Raw genomic sequence first — 17,684 nt, 5'->3', positions numbered from 1 at the left:
AAGAAGGTGGTCATGGAAAATCCCCTAAATGTCTTGGTGGGAATTTAGGGGATTTTGGGGAATTTTGCAAAGGTCTCTGCCTGTCGGTTTATGAAGCCGATAAATGTTTGGACAATAATCACGTTTTATTGTAACAACCATATATAAAAAGGCCGTCTGAAGCCCAATGATTTGGGTTTCAGACGACCTTTTATTTTTTATTTACCAAATTTCAGACAAAGTTTCTTTGACTTTGGCCTTCACTTCCGCACCGAAGCGGCGGCTGAGCATTTTGCTGAAATCGTCTTGCGGTGTGTAGTTGACCAGCTCGGGTGCTTTGACAACATCGCGGGCAACGCTGTAAATGCTGCCGAAGTCGTCAATCAGGCCGACCTGTTTGGCTTCTTTGCCGGTGTAGATGCGGCCGCTGAAAACGTCGGGATACTGTTTGTCTTTCAACCTTGCGCCGCGGCCGAGTTTGACGGCTTTGATGAATTCTTGGTGGATATCGCCCAACATAGTTTCCCAAATTTGGGTTTGTGCCGGCGTTTCAGGCGTGAAAGGGTCGCCCATGCCTTTGTTGCTGCCGGCGGTTTTCAGACGGCGTTTGACACCGGCTTTGTCCATCAGGCCGGTAAAGTCGAAACCGCCGCCGATCACGCCGATACTGCCGACAATGCTGGAAGGGTCGGCGTAAATTTTGTCGGCTGCGGCGGCAATGTAGTAGCAGCCGGAAGCGCACATGTCTTCGGCAACGAGGTAGACAGGGATGTCTTTGTGTTCGGCTTTGAGGCGGCGGACTTCGTTAAAGGCCGTGTTGGACACGACAGGCGAACCGCCGGGGCTGTTGGCACGGATGATGATGGCTTTGGCGTTGCCGTTTTCGTAGGCGGCTTCCATGCTGTCGCGCAGGATTTGGACTTGGTCGTCGATGTCGTTGCCGATTTCGCCGGTCAGGTCGATAACGGCGGTGTGTTCGCTGCGGGCTTGGATGCTCGTGGTTTTTCCTTCTTCTTCCGCAAGGCCGAAAATCAGGCTGAGGAAGATGAGGACGGCGACGCCGCGCCAGATATTGCGCCAAATGCGGGCGCGGCGTTGTTCTTGGTAGGCGGCGAGGAGGACTTCGCGCAGGGTGTTGCGCTCCCAGTTGTCGACGGGGGTGGAGGCTGAAGAGGGTGTGTTTTGGGCATCGCCTTCACGGTGGATTCGGTATTGCATGATGTGATGTGCTTTCTTGTAGGCCGTCTGAATGTTCAGACGGCCTTATCGGTTTTAGTTGATGGAATAGCCGCGCAGGTATTGCGTACGTTCGCGGGTCATGCGGGTTTCACACTGCAGGCGCAGGTATTCTGCTTGCGCAGCGTTGTCTGCGGACGCGGCGGCTTGTTGGCAGTTGAGTTTTTTGCTTTGAATCCAGGCGCGTTGTTCGCCGAGGATTTGTTGCTTGACATCGCTGTCCATGCCGCCCCAGAGGTCGTTAATCTCGCCGTCTGCCTGACGGTTTTGCGCGCGTGCGTTGTCGAGTTCGCTTTGGCTGAGGCCGGGCGGCTCGTTGCGCGGAGTTTCACGGTCAGGACGCAGGACTTCGTAGTCTGAATTGTCATCATCAGTCAAGCCGACAGCTTGGCTGGCGGCATTGTTTTCAAGGATGTCTTGCGGATTAACAGTCGGCGGCTCTTCCGTATTTGGGTTTTGCAGCAGCTTGATGGCCTGCTCTTTGGATACAGGCTTGCCGTCTATCATGACGATGCTTTTCACGCCGTAGGGCAGCAGGGTGGCGGAAAGGGTTTGGGCTGTGGTGCTCAGGGTGTTGTCTTCGAGAACCAGTTTGCCGTCTTTGTCGGGGGTGTAGAGCAGGGTGGTGCTGAACGTGTTGTTTTCAAAAGTCAGGTTGCTGCCCATTAGTTTTTGTTCGAGCATGTCGGACAATGGGGTGTTGCCGTAAATCAGCGGGCTGTTGTCTATAGCCGTTTTGAGGATGGTGTCTGGAATGTGGATTTTGAGGTTGGCGCGGCAGATGGCTTTGCCGTTGTCTTCGGTTTCTTTGGCGTCTTCAAGCAGGGTTTCTAATTCGAGGCCGGCGGCGATGATTTTGTCGGCATCAACGAATTGGCGGCTGTCATTGCGGGCAAAGGAGCGCGCTTGTTGTTTGAGGGTGTCTTCGATGGTGGTACGGATGTTTTGCAGTGTGGCCGGTTGGGCGCAATCAAGCGCGGCTTTCGGCTCTTCTTTGCTGCATGCAGCAAGAAGAATCGTGCTTAAAATCAATACGGAAGCGGTTTTTTTGTACATGGGTACTCCTGAAGATGACGGCCTTTCAGACGGCCTGACGTGCCTATCATAACAAAAGCACTTGCAGCAAGTAAATGCGGCAAGTGCTTTTCTATGTCAGATGTATCAGCCTTTGATGACGCTGACAAAGCCGGAGAGGATGGCGGCGTTGAGCAAGTCAACGAAGAACGCACCGACCATAGGTACAATCAGGAAGGCTTTGTGCGACGGGCCGAAGGTTTGGGTCAGGGACTGCATGTTGGCAACGGCGGTCGGGGTGGCACCCAAACCGAAGCCGCAGTGACCTGCCGCCAATACGGCAGAGTCGTAATCGCGACCCATGAAGACGTAGGTAACGAAAGTGGCGTACAGAATCATCACAACGGTTTGTACGGCCAAGATGATGGTCACAGGACCTGCCAGACCGGTCAACTCCCACAGTTTCAGATTCAGAAGAGCCATGGCAAGGAAGAGTGACAGGGAAGCGTTACCGAATACGTCGATGGCGCGGTCAAACATATTGACTTTGAAGGCTGCGGTCAGGACATTGCGGATGACCACACCTGCAAACAGACACCATACGAATTTAGGCAAGTCGAAGAAGGCTTTGTCGTAGCCATCCACGATTTCGGCAAATGCCAAACAGCCGGCAAACATAGCCAGGGTTTCGACAGCAGATTCCGCAGTAATCAGGCGGGTACGCTGTGCTTGTTCGAAGATATCGTCGGCAGCATCGTTGTCGTCGGATTTGGCAGTTTTGACGACAGGTTTACGGCCCATTTTGTTGATCAGGCGACGGGCAACGGGACCGCCGATCAGGCCGCCGAATACCAGGCCGAAGGTGGCAGAAGCCATACCCAAGCCGGTTGCGCCGGTCAGGCCGAATTTGCTTTCAAAGTCAGGACCCCATGCGCCGGCGGTACCGTGACCACCGGTCAGGGTAATCGAACCGGTAATCAGGCCAATCAGCGGATCCAAGCCCAATGCGCTCGCCAAGCCGACACCGACGAAGTTTTGGATGATGATGAATGCACCCACCACGGCGGTAAAGATAACCAAAGGCAAACCGCCCGCTTTCAAACGGGAGAAGTCGGCACTCAAACCGATGGATGTAAAGAAGATGAGCATGAACGCATCTTGCAGCGGTTTTTCAAATTTGAAGCTGACGCCGTAGGCTTCGTGCAGGGCGAACAGGACGATAGCGGCAATCAAACCGCCGGCGACCGGCTCGGGAATATTGAAGTCTCTTAAGAATTTGATTTTTTGAACCAGAAATTTACCAACCAGCAACACGAGCGTGGCGGCAATCAGTGTGTAATAACTGTTGAATTCCCATTCCATGTTGTTTCACCTCCTAGAAATGTTTTTCCGAGCATCCGTTTTTGTTCCGGATGTAGTGTGTTTCAACGCTTGGCGTTATCCGCCGAGTGTCATGGTATTGATGCGCGGACAAGGTGTTTTCAGAAAGAAATGAAAACAATGACGTGCCCGTGAAAAATAACTGGCAAATATTAGGGGAATAGTTAAAGATTGTCAAAAAATGCGAGTGTAAATCTTTTCAGACGGCCTTTTGTCCGATGGCATGGTGCGCTTCGCGGCGCCATTGTTCCAAGAGGGATGTTAATAACCCGGCCGAGGTATGTCCGTTGCCGATGGCGGCCTGCAGCCAGTAGCAGGCAGTCGGAACATGGCAGCTTACACCTTGCCCGTGATAGTAAAAACAGGCGAGGTGGTATTGGGCGGAAGGGTGGTTTTGTTCGGCAGCGATGGCGTACCAGTGGGCGGCCGCCCGAGGGTCTTGCGCCGTGCCGAGGCCGTAATGGTAGATGCGGCCCAAGGCTGCCGCCGCGTTTTTGTGGTGGAATTCGGCCGCTTCCATGTAATTTTTGCGCGCGGCATTGTGGTCGGTGGGACGGCCGATGGCATTGGCTTGTGCTTCCGCCAAACGGTAGATGGTTTCGGTTTGTTGTTGCTGCAGGGCGGCAGTTTTGATTTGTTCGTATTGTTGCGGATGGTACAGCGCGGCGTCGCTGATGAGTTTTTGTGCTGCGGCGACAGAACCCAGCGCGGCGGCATGGTGGTAGTAATCATGCGCGATATGGTTGTCGGCTTTGATGCCGAGGCCGTAGCGGTAGAGGTCGCCCATGATTTTCAGCGCTTCGGGATGGTCTTTCTCGGCAGCGGCTTTGGCATATCGTGCCGCTTGGAACGGATCGCGTTCGGAGAGTTTGCCGGTCAGGGCGTATTGGGCCAGCTTGGCCTGTGCTTCCGCTTGCTCCTTATCGGCGGCACGACGATACCATTTTAAGGCTTCGGGTTTGCGTTGGGCGGCAAGAAGGTCGGCCAGTAGGGTTTGTGCGGCGATATGGCCGGCTTGCGCGGCTTGTTCGAGATAATGTTCGGCTTGTCCGTGGTTGGGGCTGATACCCGTGCCGTAGAAGTAGATTTGACCGAGTTGCCAACAGGCGGCAGCCACGCCGAGCGCGGCCGCTTTTTCGTATTGTTCGATGGCTGTCGCAATGTCGCCTTGGCGTTGATGATGGCGTGCCAGATGGTAATACGCAGGCGCGGCATATCGGGCGGCGGCAAGCTCCGCCCAGTAGAGGGATTGTGGATCGTTGCGTTGCGCGTGGTAACGCATGAGGATTAATTGGGCTTCGGGGTGACCTTGCTCACCCAGCCAGGCGTATTCGTTAAGAAGCTGTCCTGTTGGGGTACCGTTGTGTTCGCGTTGTTGCAGCAGGATAAAGAGTGCCTTGGGATGGCGTTGGGCCGCGGCGGCTTCCAGCCATGGAAGTGCCTGCTCCGGATGACCATTTTGCAGCAGATGATTGCCCAATACAAAAGCAGCTTCCGTATAACCCTGCTCTGCGGCCTGTTGCAGCAGGGGCAGGGCTTGGGCGGTATTGGATTGTTCCAAAAGGGCGGCGGCTTGCCGGTAGAGGATATCAGGAGCGGCGGTCATGGTTTGCGGGCGGATATAAAGTGGAAGACGGATGCTGCAGCATATGGGCGGCAATACCGGCTGAGGGCTTTGTAAAAATATTGCTCGCCACAGTTTTGTAAAGTGTATTGCCTTGCTGGCTTATCTTTAGGATGTTTGGCTTGTTATATTGTTTTGCCTGGGAGTACATCCATATTTTGTGTGTTATTAAGGCCTCAGCTTGAGTTGGTATGCTTTTATGACATCTCAGTTATTATACTGTCTTTGTAATTTATTGTTAATGATAAATGCAGGTTTTTGTGTTTTATTTACATGGCAGTAGCTAAGGTATTGATTGCTTCAGGCCGTCTGAAATGTTTTCAGACGGCCTGAGCTTTCTTTCACTAAGTCAGGTTGTCGGTGCGGAAGAGTCGGAGGTTTTTTTGTTGGGGAAAAACACCTGACTATAGAAGTTGCCATTAATTTGGGTTACGTTGAGGTGGTACATACGGTAGGCATGGAACAAGTCGCTGTCAGGTGGTGTCGGATGATTCCAAAATTCTGCCAAGGTATTTTGGTCAGTAATGCCGGGAATATCATAATAGGCACGGCCGAGGACTTTGACAGGCATATTGTGAATCAGTCCGGACAGGCCGCTGGTGCTGTTGATGGTGACCATGCCGAGACCGTGGCGCAGGAAAACGGGCAGGGGGACATCATGGACATAAATCACACGGCCTTTGAGTTCGGGGTGTTCTTTGATAAAGCGTTTAATGTCGCGCCAGTAGTCGATAAAGCCGCGGTCCATCGGATGATGCTTGATGATGATGTTGGTATCGGCAGGCGCGTGTTCGGCAAATGAACTCAAAACATGGAGCAGGAAGCTGCGGACGCTGGGAAAGTCGCAATGGATACGGACTTGGCTGTCGTTAAATACCTGCAAGGGAACAATAAAAAACTTGCCGTATTTGCCTGCTTCCACACGTTTGGCGATTTGGATGTCTTCAATATAGTAGTTCAAACGCTTGAGGATGGAGAGCGACCACAGTTTGAGGTAATGGCCGACATTAGGCGCGCGGTGGTGGATGTAGTCGGGATATTTGCGTGGATTGCGGAACAATTCGATATAGTAACGGATGGCGTTTTTTGCCATGGGCGTAAACCCGCCGCGTACCGGCGTTGGCGCTTCATATTCTTGCCGGGCAAGCTTAGGGAATTGTTCAAGAAAAAAGTCGGCACGGCGCGGCAACGGGGAAAATGCGTTGACGCCGTCTTTTTCTAATGTGATGTAGTAGGGGCGGAAATAGCCTTCTTCAAACGCCCAGAAACTGGCTTGGTTTTCGGTTGCAATGCGTTTTGCAATGACGTGATAAGGGCGTGTGTCGCCAAAGCAGACAACGGCCTGGATGTGATGTTGAACGATGTATTCTTGCAAAAATTAAGGAAAGGCATCGTAGTCGTCGTTAAAAACAACGGTATAAGCTTGAGTGGGCGGATAAAAATAGTCGTCGCCTGCATTAAAGTTGAATTTATGTACGGTTTTGCCGTTTGCAGTCAGCCAGTCGGCAAGACGCAGAAAAAAATTGCCGACAGGACCTTGAAGTAGCAGGATATTTTCTGCGCTTTCAAGCAGGTTTTGCAGGTTGTTTTTGAGGACGGTCTGTTTCATGTCGCAATGTGGTTTTGTTTTTTATGTAATAGTTTTAGGTTGAACTTTCAAGCATACGCCAAGAGAATTAACGATGCAAAGGCAATAATGACTCAATAGAGGTAAGTTTATGATATATCGTTAATTTAGATGGTGTTTATTTGAAAGATCGATATAGTTGTTTGATTTTACCTAATTTTTTAGCAAAGTACCCGCGATGTAATCCGTTGTTGTTTTTTTGCATATTTTTTTGTCGTATCAGGATTTGGGCTGCGGTTTCCGCATTGATGGCCTGATGGGTTTCGGGGTGGATGTAGTCGGGGTAGTGGATGAGCGTGCCGGCAATCAGCTGCCAAAGCTCAAGCCTGTGGCTGCGGCGCGGAATGGGCAGCAGATCTTGGGTAAGTCCCCAACCGGCGTAAAAAGGCAGGCCGTAGCAGCTGACTTTTTTGCCGCGCAACAAGGCTTCAAAACCGGTCAGCGAAGTCATGGTGTGAACTTCGTCTGCGTATTGGAGACAGGTCAGGATATCGGCTTGTTCGGCGGTTTGGTCGGCATATCGTGCAGCATCTTCAGGGGAAATATGGCCGATGCGGTTACCGCTGACTACATCGGGATGCGGTTTGTAGATGATATAGGCATCGGGATTGCGTTCGCGTACGGTACGGAGCAGATCCAGATTGCGATAGATTTGGGGCGAACCGTAGCGGATAGACGCATCATCTTCGACCTGGCCGGGAACGAGGATCACGGTTTTGTCGGTTGATGGGGCGGTGAAGTCTGAGCTGCCGACGTTGTATTTGCTGATGTGGTTTTCGGTCAGCATTTTTTGCAGCTTCAAGGCCGTCTGAAAGTCTTGATCGTCGAAGTTTTGGTTTTGTAGGATGTGTTCAAGACGGGACGGGGTTTCGGCATTGAAATAAATGCCCATATCGTCGGTAACGAGTGACAGCGGCGGCACTAAATTAGAACCGAGTCCGACCGAGCGGATAAAGCCGTCTTCCATGCGCAACAGGGGGATGTTGTGTTGTTCGGCAAAACGGACGATGGCCTCTTTGCCGTTGCCCCAAGCAAGGATGCGTGCATCGTCGGACAGTTTGACCCCGGCCAGTTTTGGGGTGGAAGAGATAAATTTCAGACGGCATGAGGGTACGTTAAAGAACGGTTTGGCAACCGCGCGTTTCCACAAAGACATACCGACGCAATACAACTCGCCACGCAATTTGTCGTTTTTGCGTTTGACCGTCGCCAGATAGTCGATGACATCAAAGAGGCTGCCTGCTTCGCCGGTATTGGGGTTGAGGTAGCGGCTGTATTGCAGATAGGCCGCGGCGAAGAGTTGTAGCAAGTTGCGGGGGGTGCGGCGTTGGGTTTGAACAAGGCTGTCGATTTTAGGATGGCGGTCGTCGCTCACGCCCCATCCGGCATACCACGGCAGGCCGAAGGTGGTCAGCGGTTTGCTGCACAAAAGCGCCTCAAAGCCCATTTGCGAGGTAACGCAATAAACTTTATCGACGTTTTGCAACAAAGAAATCGGATTGATGTCTTCTGCCAAAAGATGGACACGGTGTTGCTGCGCAAGCTGGGTCAGATAGCCTTGTTTTTTGCCGCACAAAACATCGGGATGGGTTTTGACCCAGATATCGGCTTGCGGGTTTTCATTTAAGGCCGTCTGAAACATCAATTCAAACGTAGAGGCATCTGCGCCGCCATATTGGATGGCCATATCGCCGAAGGTTTGGTCGATGATGAGGACGGTTTCGGGTTTGGATGGGGAACGTAAAGGATGATCGTCTGAAAGTTCGGGCGCGTGGTTGTATTTGGACAGATGGTGTTGCAGGATGAAATCCATCGCCTGCTGCGCCTGAGCCAAGGTTTCAGACGGCATGGTATCGGTGGCAAGAATCAGTTGTTCCAAACGAGAAGGACGCGTGGTGTCATAGTAGATACCGATGTCGTCATAGACGATGGAGTAGGGCGGATAACCGGAGACGCCCAGTCCGAGCGAGCGTAAAAAACCGTCTTCCAAAGCAATAAAGGGAAGCTGGTGTTCGGCGGCAAAAGCACGCGCTTTGTGTGTCGTCGGGCGCAAACCCCAGCCGACGACAGTCTCTGTACCTTTCCCATCTTTGCAGATATGAAATTCAGGCAATAGGGTGGAGAGATGGGGGATTTTGCGGATGCCGCGAGAGGGAATGTAGGCGTTTTTTACAATGCGTTTTCGTCGATTATTGTTATTAATGGATTGTAGGCCGTCTGAAAAGAGGAGCATTCTTTCAGATGGCCTGAATTATTTTTTAAAACGTTACGGCTTCGGCCAATACTTTGCCTGCCAAGTCTTTAGGCGACAGGTTCGGCTCGCCTTGCAGCGGCCAGTCGATGCCGACGGTCGGATCATTCCAAATCAGCGAGTGTTCGGCTTTGGGGTTGTAATAATCCGTGCATTTATAGACGAACTCAGCTTCATCGCTCAGTACATAGAAGCCGTGTGCAAAACCTTCGGGTACCCATAGTTGGCGTTTGTTTTCTGCGGACAGAATCTCGCCTACCCATTTGCCGAAAGTGGGGGAGTCTTTACGCATATCGACGGCCACGTCGAATACTTCGCCGACAACCACGCGCACGAGTTTGCCTTGTGTGTTTTCAGTTTGATAGTGCAGGCCGCGTAATACGCCTTTGCCGGATTTGGAGTGGTTTTCCTGCACGAAGGTGCGTTCGCAGACTTGGGTCTTGAACCACTCGTCGCGGAAGGTTTCCATAAAAAAGCCGCGTGCGTCGCCGAAGACTTGGGGCTCAAGCAGTTTTACGTCAGGAATGGCGGTATCAATGATATTCATCGTTTTATCTTTCATCTAAAGGCCGTCTGAAAAGTTTTAGACGGCCTCAAACATTATTTTTTCAACAGGCGCAGCAAATATTGGCCGTATTGGTTTTTCGCCATCGGGCGCGCCAGTTCTTCCAGTTTTTCATCGGAAAGCCAACCGTTGCGCCAAGCAATTTCTTCCAGACAGGCAATTTGCAGGTCTTGGATGTTTTGCACGGTTTGGACGAATGAAGCAGCTTCGTGCAGGCTCTCGTGGGTGCCGGTGTCCAACCATGCGAAACCGCGTCCCAAAAGTTGTACCGACAATGAACCGTCTTCCAAATACATTTGGTTGAGATCGGAGATTTCCAATTCGCCGCGGGCGGACGGTTTGATTTGTTTGGCGAATTCGACGACGCGTCGGTCGTAGAAGTACAAGCCGGTTACCGCCCAATCGGATTTGGGCTGTTGCGGTTTCTCTTCGATAGACAGGGCGTTGAAGTTTTCGTCAAACTCAACCACGCCGAAACGCTCGGGGTCTTTGACCTGATAACCGAATACGGTTGCGCCGTGGGTCTTGGCGGCGGCTTGTTTCAATGTTTGCGTAAATGATTGGCCGTAGAAAATATTGTCGCCCAAAACCAAGCAAACATTGTCGTTGCCGATAAATTCTTCGCCGATGATAAATGCCTGTGCCAAGCCGTCCGGGCTGGGTTGCACGGCATAGCTGATGGAAATGCCGAAATCGCTGCCGTCGCCAAGCAGGCGTTTGAAAGAGGCGTTGTCTTCAGGCGTGGTAATCACCAAAATATCGCGGATTCCTGCCAGCATCAATACGGACAGGGGATAGTAAATCATGGGCTTGTCGTACACGGGCAGCAGTTGTTTGGATACGCCGCGCGTGATGGGGTAGAGGCGTGTGCCGCTGCCTCCGGCAAGGATGATGCCTTTCATGGGTTTTCTCCTGAGTAGTGTGTGTTTGCATGATTTTCAGACGGCCTAATATGGGAACAGGCCGTCTGAAAACTTATTTACCGGTGCCTAAACGCTCTAAACGATAGCTGCCGTTCAATACGTTTTGCCACCAGGTTTTGTTGTCCAAATACCATTGTACTGTTTTGCGGATGCCGGATTCGAATGTTTCCTGAGGTTTCCAGCCCAGCTCCCTGCCGATTTTGGCAGCATCGATGGCGTAGCGTACGTCATGGCCGGGACGGTCTTGCACGAAGGTAATCAAATCTTCATAACGCGTTACACCCGCCGGTTTTTCAGGAACAAGCTCTTCCAGCAGGGCGCAGATGGTTTTGACGACTTCAACATTGGCTTTTTCATTGTGGCCGCCGATATTGTAGGTTTCGCCGACAACACCTTCGGTAACAACCTGATACAGTGCGCGCGCGTGGTCTTCGACAAACAGCCAGTCGCGGATTTGCATACCGTCGCCGTAAACGGGCAGCGGTTTGCCGTCGAGCGCGTTCAGAATCATCAAAGGAATGAGTTTTTCCGGAAAATGGTAGGGGCCGTAGTTGTTGGAGCAGTTGGTTACGATGGTCGGCAAACCGTAAGTACGCAGCCATGCACGGACGAGGTGGTCGCTGGACGCTTTAGAAGCAGAGTAGGGGCTGGACGGCGCGTATGGCGTGGTCTCGGTAAACAAATCGTCTGTGCCGTGCAAATCGCCATAGACTTCATCGGTAGAAATATGGTGGAAGCGGAAGGCTTCGCGTTTTTCAGACAGCATTTGTTGCCAGTAGGCGCGGGCTGCTTCAAGCAGATTGAATGTGCCGACGATATTGGTTTGGATAAATTCGCCTGCCGAATCGATAGAGCGGTCGACATGGCTTTCCGCAGCCAAGTGCATCACGGCATCAGGCTGGTGTTGTGCGAATACGCGGTCGAGTTCGGCGCGGTCGCAAATATCCACTTGCTCAAAAGCATAGCGAGGATTATTGGCTACCTCGGTCAAAGATTCCAAATTGCCGGCATAAGTCAGCTTATCGACATTGACGACAGAGTCTTGGGTGTTTTGGATAATATGACGGACAACGGCAGAACCGATAAAGCCCGCGCCGCCGGTAACAAGGATTTTCTTCATAAGTTTCAGAGGATAGTCAAAATAATATAAACGGATTATAGCAGACAGAATGTGTGTTTTTCAGATAAAGAGGCCGTCTGAAAACATCTCTTTCAGACGGCCTGTATCAGGTCAACTTAATCATCGTAGCCATTTGGGTTGTTGCTGACCCAACGCCATGAGTCTTCCATCATCTGCGCCAAATCACGCTTAGTTTCCCAACCGGTCTGCGCTTTGGTGTAGGCGGGATCGGCGTAGAAACAGGCCAAATCGCCATCGCGACGCGGTTTGATTTGGAACGGAATGGTCAAACCGGAGGCTGCTTCAAAGGCACGGATGATTTCCAATACCGAATAAGCACGTCCCGAACCTAAATTAAACAGGTGTACGCCTGAAACATCGCTTTTCGCCTGCATCGCCGCTACATGGCCTTCCGCCAAATCCATCACATGGATATAGTCGCGCATACCCGTACCGTCGGGAGTAGGGTAGTCGTCACCGAAGACTGACAATTGCGGCAGCTTGCCTGAAGCCACTTGGCAGATATAAGGCAGCAGATTGTTTGGGATGCCGTTTGGCTGCTCGCCGATCAAACCACTTTCATGCGCACCGATAGGGTTGAAATAGCGCAACAAAATCACACTCCAACGCGGATCGGCCTTTTGGATATCCGTCAAAATGCGCTCCACCATAGACTTAGACGTACCGTAAGGGCTGGTCGTATCCCCCGGTTGCATATCTTCCGTATAAGGCACTTTACCCGGATCACCGTAAACCGTAGCAGATGAGCTGAACACAATCTTAAATACGCCGGCACGCGCCATTTCTTCAGCCAAAACCAAACTGCCCGACACATTGTTGTCGTAGTATTTCATTGGTTCGGCCACGCTTTCACCGACTGCCTTCAAGCCGGCAAAATGGATGACGGCATCAATATCGTGTTCCGCAAAGATTTGACGCAACACTTCACGATCACGGATATCCCCTTGGTAAAAAGGCGCAGACTTGCCGGTAATCTTTTCCAAGCGCGGGAGGATGTTGGTAGACGAATTGCACAAATTGTCCAAAATCACGGCATTAAAGCCTGATTTCAGCAGGGAAACAACGGTATGAGAACCGATAAAACCGGTACCGCCGGTGATAAGAATAGTCATTGGTTTTCCTTATACAGCATATGTTATCTTGTTTTGAATGAAGTGTATCAGTATTATCCTTTGTCTTCCCAAAAATTATCTTACGTTGTGCTGTCCTATCAATCGTTCAGATGGAATATGAAGGAATATATGAACATTACCCAAATCCTCTCTCAAGAACTCTCTGCCACCACTGCGCAAATTAATGCCGCTATTGAGCTTTTAGATGACGGTGCGACCGTCCCCTTTATCGCCCGTTACCGCAAGGAAGCCACGGGTGGGCTGGACGATACGCAGCTGCGCCAGCTTGCCGAGCGGCTGCAATATCTGCGCGAGTTGGAAGATCGCAAAGCCGTTGTGTTAAAAAGCATTGAAGAGCAAGGTAAGCTTTCAGACGACCTCAAAGCGCAAATCGAAGCCGCCGACAACAAAACCGCGCTGGAAGACCTGTATCTACCCTACAAACCCAAACGCCGAACCAAAGCGCAAATCGCGCGCGAACACGGTTTGCAGCCGCTGGCGGACGTGTTGCTTGCCGAGCAGCCGCAGGATGTTGAAGCCGCCGCGCAAGGCTACCTGAACGAAAATGTTCCCAATACTAAAGCTGCACTGGACGGCGCACGCGCGATCCTGATGGAGCAGTTTGCCGAAGACGCGGAACTCATCGGCACGCTGCGCGACAAGCTGTGGAACGAAGCCGAAATTCATGCGCAAGTCGTTGAAGGCAAAGAAACCGAAGGCGAAAAATTCAGCGATTATTTCGACCATCGCGAACCTATTCGCACCATGCCCAGCCACCGTGCGCTGGCGGTATTGCGCGGCCGCAACGAAGGAGTGTTGAACATCGCGCTCAAATACCAGCCCGACGACACGCCGATTACGCAGCAAAGCGAATACGAGCAAATCATTACTCGCCGTTTCAAGGTTTCAGACGGCCACAAATGGCTGCGCGACACCGTACGCCTGACTTGGCGCGCGAAAATCTTTTTGTTGCTGGAACTCGAAGCCTTAGGTCGTCTGAAAGAAGCCGCCGACACCGACGCGATTACCGTGTTCGCCCGCAATCTCAAAGACTTGTTGCTCGCCGCGCCTGCGGGACGGCTGACGACTTTGGGTCTCGACCCCGGCTACCGCAACGGCGTGAAATGCGCCGTAGTGGACGACACGGGCAAGCTGCTGGATACCGTCATCGTCTATTTGCATCAAGAAAACAATATGTTGGCAACGCTGTTGCGCCTGATTAAACAACACGGCGTGAAGCTCATCGCCATCGGCAACGGCACTGCCAGCCGCGAAACCGACAAAATCGCAGGCGAACTGGTGCGTGGAATGCCGGAAATGGGACTGCACAAAATCGTCGTTTCCGAAGCCGGCGCATCGATTTATTCCGCGTCCGAATTGGCGGCGCGCGAGTTCCCCGACTTGGACGTTTCCCTGCGTGGCGCGGTGTCCATCGCTCGCAGGCTGCAAGACCCGCTTGCCGAGTTGGTCAAAATCGACCCTAAATCCATCGGCGTGGGGCAGTATCAGCACGACGTGAACCAAAGCCGGCTCGCCAAATCGCTGGACGCGGTGGTCGAAGACTGCGTGAACGCCGTCGGCGTAGATGTGAACACCGCCTCCGCCCCGCTCTTGGCGCGGATTTCCGGTTTAAATCAAACCCTTGCCCAAAACATTGTCGCCTACCGCGATGAAAACGGCGCGTTCGACAGCCGCAAAAAATTGCTGAAAGTACCGCGTTTGGGTGAAAAAACCTTCGAGCAGGCGGCGGGCTTTTTGCGGATTAACGGCGGCAAAGAGCCGCTGGACGCGAGCGCCGTTCATCCAGAAGCCTATCCCGTCGTCGCCAAAATGCTGGCGCAACAAGGCATTAGCGCCGCCGAACTCATCGGCAACCGCGAGCGCGTGAAGCAAATTAAAGCGTCCGACTTCATCGACGAACGCTTCGGCCTGCCGACCATTCTGGACATCCTGTCCGAGCTGGAAAAACCCGGCCGCGACCCGCGCGGCGAGTTTCAGACGGCCTCATTCGCCGAAGGAATCCACGAAATCAGCGACTTGCAAGTCGGCATGATACTCGAAGGCGTGGTTTCCAATGTCGCCAACTTCGGCGCGTTCGTGGACATCGGCGTCCATCAGGACGGCTTGGTGCACATCTCCGCCCTGTCCAATAAATTCGTCCAAGACCCGCGCGAAGTCGTGAAAGCCGGCGATGTGGTGAAAGTGAAAGTGCTGGAAGTCGATGCTGCGCGTAAACGCATTGCGCTTACCATGCGTTTGGATGACGAACCGGGCGGCACAGTCAAAGGCAACAGGCCGTCTGAAACCCGACATCAAGAACGCCACGACCGCAAACCCCAACGCAACGAGCGTGTCCCAACCAATTCGGCGATGGCAGATGCGTTTGCGAAGCTGAAGCGGTAAGGTAGAAAACCAATTGAAGGCCGTCTGAAAACTTTTCAGACAACTTTTGCCGGCATTTACAGTTGTAATGATACGTTTGTTTTAGTTAAATTCCGTTTATCTGAAATGGATTGTAGATTTTAGATATAATGGTATTTTACTCAAAATTACAAGTTGAGTATCTGTTTAGTATTTTGTTATTGTTATGAAAGATTATTGGAAAACAGATATTGTTTTAGACTACTTTTGAATATTGGGTTTGTAACCCATTCTATATTTATTAAATTAATAAAAGATATTTCGGTTGAAATTTTAAAATATGGTAAAGATTTTTATATGTATTTTTTATTTTATCTTTATGATATGTTATTTTTTATTAGGTGGAATTTTATATGTATACAGGAGAGAATATTATGATATTTTTATTATTTTTGTAAGAATTAATAAGTATATATTCTATGGTGGGGGGATCACTCTTTTTTTTCTTTCCTCTAGTGTAAAGTTTATTATTGGTAATATTACAGAGTCAAGTAAATTTTTTAAACAAATTAATATGATTTTTTATATTGTTCAGTATATTAATTTATTTATATTTTTTGCAATTTGTATTTCCGTTTTTTGGGTTGTGGTTTTTAGTTTAAAATTTGGAGTATGAGAATGCCAAACGCTGGATTTAGTTTTTTAAATATTGCACGCGAAAATGGATTAAGTACTGCTGATGCGATTCAAAATGCTAATAATATTCAGAAATATTTAGCCACGCCTGAAGCAGATAGAAATTCATTGGATGGCCTTGATGCTGCAATCGCAGCCTTATCTTTCGCCGCTACAAGTGCTGCTATGGGAGCTTCTGTAGCCAATGCAGGTCTCTCTGGTAATGCAAATGCAGCTGGTGCTATGTTGACGGGAGCTGCATATCAATTGAATGGGGCAGTTGCTTCAGCTTCTATGGCTGCAACTTATGCATATTTGAAGAGTAGTAGGTATCTTCAAATAAGCGTATAGTTCCAAATATCACAAATCCATCATCACAACCTTAGGAGTTCAAACCATGAAACCTGTTTTGTTTGCCGCGCTGATTTCCTGTTTTTCTGTTGCCGCCTATGCGGTTTGTGCCGACAGCCAGCAGCAGTGCGTGATTTATAAAAACGGCAATGTTGCGACAGAAGGCGGCTGTACGGTCAGTAAGTGCCAAAGTGCCGATGCGCAAGTGTTGAAATGGAAGCTGAAAAACGGCAAAGGCGTGACCGTTGAAATCGGAAAAAACGGTAAGGTTTTGGTGAACAAGAAACCGGGTGCGAAAGCGAACAACAGCAATGCGTCAGGCATGGGCTTGACATGCTATGCCGCCGATGCGGACAAACGCGAACAGTTCTGCTCGACCAATTATTGATTGGATTGTTGCTTTGATTAAAGGCCGTCTGAAAAGTGTTTCAGACGGCCTTGATGTTTATCCTTCCGATATTTTTTCATTGAGAAAGTCGATAAAGCTGCGGACTTTCGCGCTGAGAAAGGCCCTGTCGACATAAGTGGCGTTCAGTTGGTTTGCCCAGATGGTGTAATCGGGTAGGAGTTGGATCAATGTGCCGTCCTTCAATTCCTGCTGGACTGCCCAAAGGGGCTGATAGCCTATGCCTGCGCCTACTTTAATCAGCTCGCGTATCATTAGTGCGTTGTCGCTGCGGATAACCGGGGAGAGGTGGAGAATGGCTTTTTCTCCGGTGTGGTTTGTCCGCTGACTTGTCCTTCCTCGTCAATTTCTATGGCCTGACGCTGTTTGCTGCCGGCGGTCTGAATAATGGTGGCGTCAATGACGGCGGCGGATGCTTTCTCTACTTTTAGGTTTTTTTCGGCCAGTTGGCAATTAATCAGTTTGAGCAATTCGGACAGGGTGTCGTCTTGCGCCAGCCAGTTGCGGTAGCGGCATAAGGTGCTGTAATCGGGGATGCTCAGTTCGTCAAAACGGCAAAACAGGTTGAAATCGATGCGGGTGATGAGGCTGTGTTCGAGTTCGGGATCGGAGAGGCTGTGCCATTGTCCGAGCAGGACGGCTTTGAACATGGACAACAGGGGATAGGCGGGACGGCCGCGGTGGTCTCGGAGGTAACGGGTTTTTTGACGATTCAGGTATTGTTCGATCGGTTGCCAATCAATCACTTGATCCAACTTCAATAGTGGGAAACGGTCGATGTGTTTGGCGATCATGGCTTGGACGGTTTGCTGGAAGAAGGTGCTCATGGAAAATCCCCTAAATGTCTTGGTGAGAATTTAGGGGATTTTGGGGAATTTTGCAAAGGTCTCAGATAGTACGGCTATGCGAGGCAACGCCGTACTGGTTTAAAGTCAATCCACTATAAGTCTTTTATTCGAGATTCATGTCCAGTTGAGCAAACCCGCCAAACAAAACAAAAAACCCGCAGCATAGCTGCGGGTTTGATACCTATTTAACA

12 protein-coding genes and 3 pseudogenes are annotated in these 17,684 nt (G+C 50.9%); 3 read left to right on the top strand and 12 right to left on the bottom strand.

The annotated features are described in order from the left end of the window. Nucleotides 1-201: 201 nt before the first annotated feature. From ACTHR7_RS09315 to galE, 10 genes and pseudogenes are all read right to left on the bottom strand, one after another. A complete protein-coding gene (locus ACTHR7_RS09315; RefSeq protein WP_049332939.1) occupies nt 202-1,197 on the bottom strand; it encodes a S49 family peptidase in 996 nt (331 codons plus the stop codon). A gap of 54 nt (nt 1,198-1,251) precedes the next feature. Next, nucleotides 1,252-2,271 carry a lysozyme inhibitor LprI family protein gene (locus ACTHR7_RS09310; protein ID WP_440370698.1) on the bottom strand — a complete coding sequence of 340 codons (1,020 nt, stop codon included), beginning with the start codon at nt 2,269-2,271 and terminating at the stop codon, nt 1,252-1,254. Between the two features lie 105 nt (nt 2,272-2,376). Next, nucleotides 2,377-3,591, bottom strand: coding sequence for a sodium/glutamate symporter (gltS, locus tag ACTHR7_RS09305; RefSeq protein ID WP_440370697.1), 1,215 nt, complete (start codon nt 3,589-3,591; stop codon nt 2,377-2,379). 217 nt (nt 3,592-3,808) lie between these two features. Beyond that, the gene (locus ACTHR7_RS09300; protein WP_440370696.1) at nt 3,809-5,215 is read right to left on the bottom strand and encodes an SEL1-like repeat protein; all 1,407 of its coding nucleotides are present in this window, start codon (nt 5,213-5,215) and stop codon (nt 3,809-3,811) included. A 367-nt stretch (nt 5,216-5,582) separates the two neighbouring features. Beyond that, nucleotides 5,583-6,842, bottom strand: a pseudogene (locus ACTHR7_RS09295) (capsule biosynthesis protein). 136 nt (nt 6,843-6,978) lie between these two features. After that, the gene (locus tag ACTHR7_RS09290) at nt 6,979-9,093 is read right to left on the bottom strand and encodes a capsular polysaccharide biosynthesis protein (protein ID WP_440370695.1); all 2,115 of its coding nucleotides are present in this window, start codon (nt 9,091-9,093) and stop codon (nt 6,979-6,981) included. 25 nt (nt 9,094-9,118) lie between these two features. Then, nucleotides 9,119-9,658, bottom strand: coding sequence for a dTDP-4-dehydrorhamnose 3,5-epimerase (rfbC, locus tag ACTHR7_RS09285; protein WP_002251782.1), 540 nt, complete (start codon nt 9,656-9,658; stop codon nt 9,119-9,121). 53 nt (nt 9,659-9,711) lie between these two features. Beyond that, nucleotides 9,712-10,578 (bottom strand): glucose-1-phosphate thymidylyltransferase RfbA, encoded by an 867-nt coding sequence (gene rfbA / locus ACTHR7_RS09280; RefSeq protein WP_196973762.1) that lies wholly within the window; start codon nt 10,576-10,578, stop codon nt 9,712-9,714. Between the two features lie 73 nt (nt 10,579-10,651). Then, a complete protein-coding gene (gene rffG, locus ACTHR7_RS09275; RefSeq protein WP_440370694.1) occupies nt 10,652-11,719 on the bottom strand; it encodes a dTDP-glucose 4,6-dehydratase in 1,068 nt (355 codons plus the stop codon). Between the two features lie 116 nt (nt 11,720-11,835). Next, entirely contained in the window at nt 11,836-12,852 is a 1,017-nt protein-coding gene (galE, locus tag ACTHR7_RS09270; RefSeq protein ID WP_440370693.1) for a UDP-glucose 4-epimerase GalE, read from the bottom strand. Between the two features lie 129 nt (nt 12,853-12,981). On the opposite strand from galE, the gene ACTHR7_RS09265 reads away from it, so the two are divergent. From ACTHR7_RS09265 to ACTHR7_RS09255, 3 genes are all read left to right on the top strand, one after another. Then, nucleotides 12,982-15,255 carry a Tex family protein gene (locus tag ACTHR7_RS09265; RefSeq protein WP_440370692.1) on the top strand — a complete coding sequence of 758 codons (2,274 nt, stop codon included), beginning with the start codon at nt 12,982-12,984 and terminating at the stop codon, nt 15,253-15,255. Between the two features lie 636 nt (nt 15,256-15,891). After that, nucleotides 15,892-16,239 carry a hypothetical protein gene (locus tag ACTHR7_RS09260; protein ID WP_039861883.1) on the top strand — a complete coding sequence of 116 codons (348 nt, stop codon included), beginning with the start codon at nt 15,892-15,894 and terminating at the stop codon, nt 16,237-16,239. A gap of 46 nt (nt 16,240-16,285) precedes the next feature. After that, nucleotides 16,286-16,627, top strand: coding sequence for a hypothetical protein (locus ACTHR7_RS09255; RefSeq protein ID WP_440370691.1), 342 nt, complete (start codon nt 16,286-16,288; stop codon nt 16,625-16,627). A 57-nt stretch (nt 16,628-16,684) separates the two neighbouring features. Here the strand turns inward: ACTHR7_RS09255 and ACTHR7_RS09250 are convergent. Continuing rightward, nucleotides 16,685-16,954: pseudogene (locus tag ACTHR7_RS09250) on the bottom strand (LysR substrate-binding domain-containing protein); the annotation flags it as partial. Next, nucleotides 16,948-17,472, bottom strand: a pseudogene (locus ACTHR7_RS09245) (transposase); the annotation flags it as partial. The pseudogenes ACTHR7_RS09245 and ACTHR7_RS09250, both read right to left, overlap by 7 nt. Between the last annotated feature and the right edge of the window lie 212 nt (nt 17,473-17,684).

It is taken from the genome of Neisseria sp. P0007.S010 (assembly GCF_051962875.1).
Lineage (GTDB): Bacteria > Pseudomonadota > Gammaproteobacteria > Burkholderiales > Neisseriaceae > Neisseria > Neisseria subflava_A.
This window is presented reverse-complemented; position numbering and strand designations above follow the sequence as displayed.

Bases quoted from the DNA above. Each gene is read 5' to 3' on its own strand.
- ACTHR7_RS09315 (WP_049332939.1), bottom strand. From the start codon at position 1,197: ATGCAATACCGAATCCACCGTGAAGGCGATGCCCAAAACACACCCTCT.
- ACTHR7_RS09310 (WP_440370698.1), bottom strand. From the start codon at position 2,271: ATGTACAAAAAAACCGCTTCCGTATTGATTTTAAGCACGATTCTTCTT.
- gltS (WP_440370697.1), bottom strand. From the start codon at position 3,591: ATGGAATGGGAATTCAACAGTTATTACACACTGATTGCCGCCACGCTC.
- ACTHR7_RS09300 (WP_440370696.1), bottom strand. From the start codon at position 5,215: ATGACCGCCGCTCCTGATATCCTCTACCGGCAAGCCGCCGCCCTTTTG.
- ACTHR7_RS09290 (WP_440370695.1), bottom strand. From the start codon at position 9,093: ATGCTCCTCTTTTCAGACGGCCTACAATCCATTAATAACAATAATCGA.
- rfbC (WP_002251782.1), bottom strand. From the start codon at position 9,658: ATGAATATCATTGATACCGCCATTCCTGACGTAAAACTGCTTGAGCCC.
- rfbA (WP_196973762.1), bottom strand. From the start codon at position 10,578: ATGAAAGGCATCATCCTTGCCGGAGGCAGCGGCACACGCCTCTACCCC.
- rffG (WP_440370694.1), bottom strand. From the start codon at position 11,719: ATGAAGAAAATCCTTGTTACCGGCGGCGCGGGCTTTATCGGTTCTGCC.
- galE (WP_440370693.1), bottom strand. From the start codon at position 12,852: ATGACTATTCTTATCACCGGCGGTACCGGTTTTATCGGTTCTCATACC.
- ACTHR7_RS09265 (WP_440370692.1), top strand. From the start codon at position 12,982: ATGAACATTACCCAAATCCTCTCTCAAGAACTCTCTGCCACCACTGCG.
- ACTHR7_RS09260 (WP_039861883.1), top strand. From the start codon at position 15,892: ATGCCAAACGCTGGATTTAGTTTTTTAAATATTGCACGCGAAAATGGA.
- ACTHR7_RS09255 (WP_440370691.1), top strand. From the start codon at position 16,286: ATGAAACCTGTTTTGTTTGCCGCGCTGATTTCCTGTTTTTCTGTTGCC.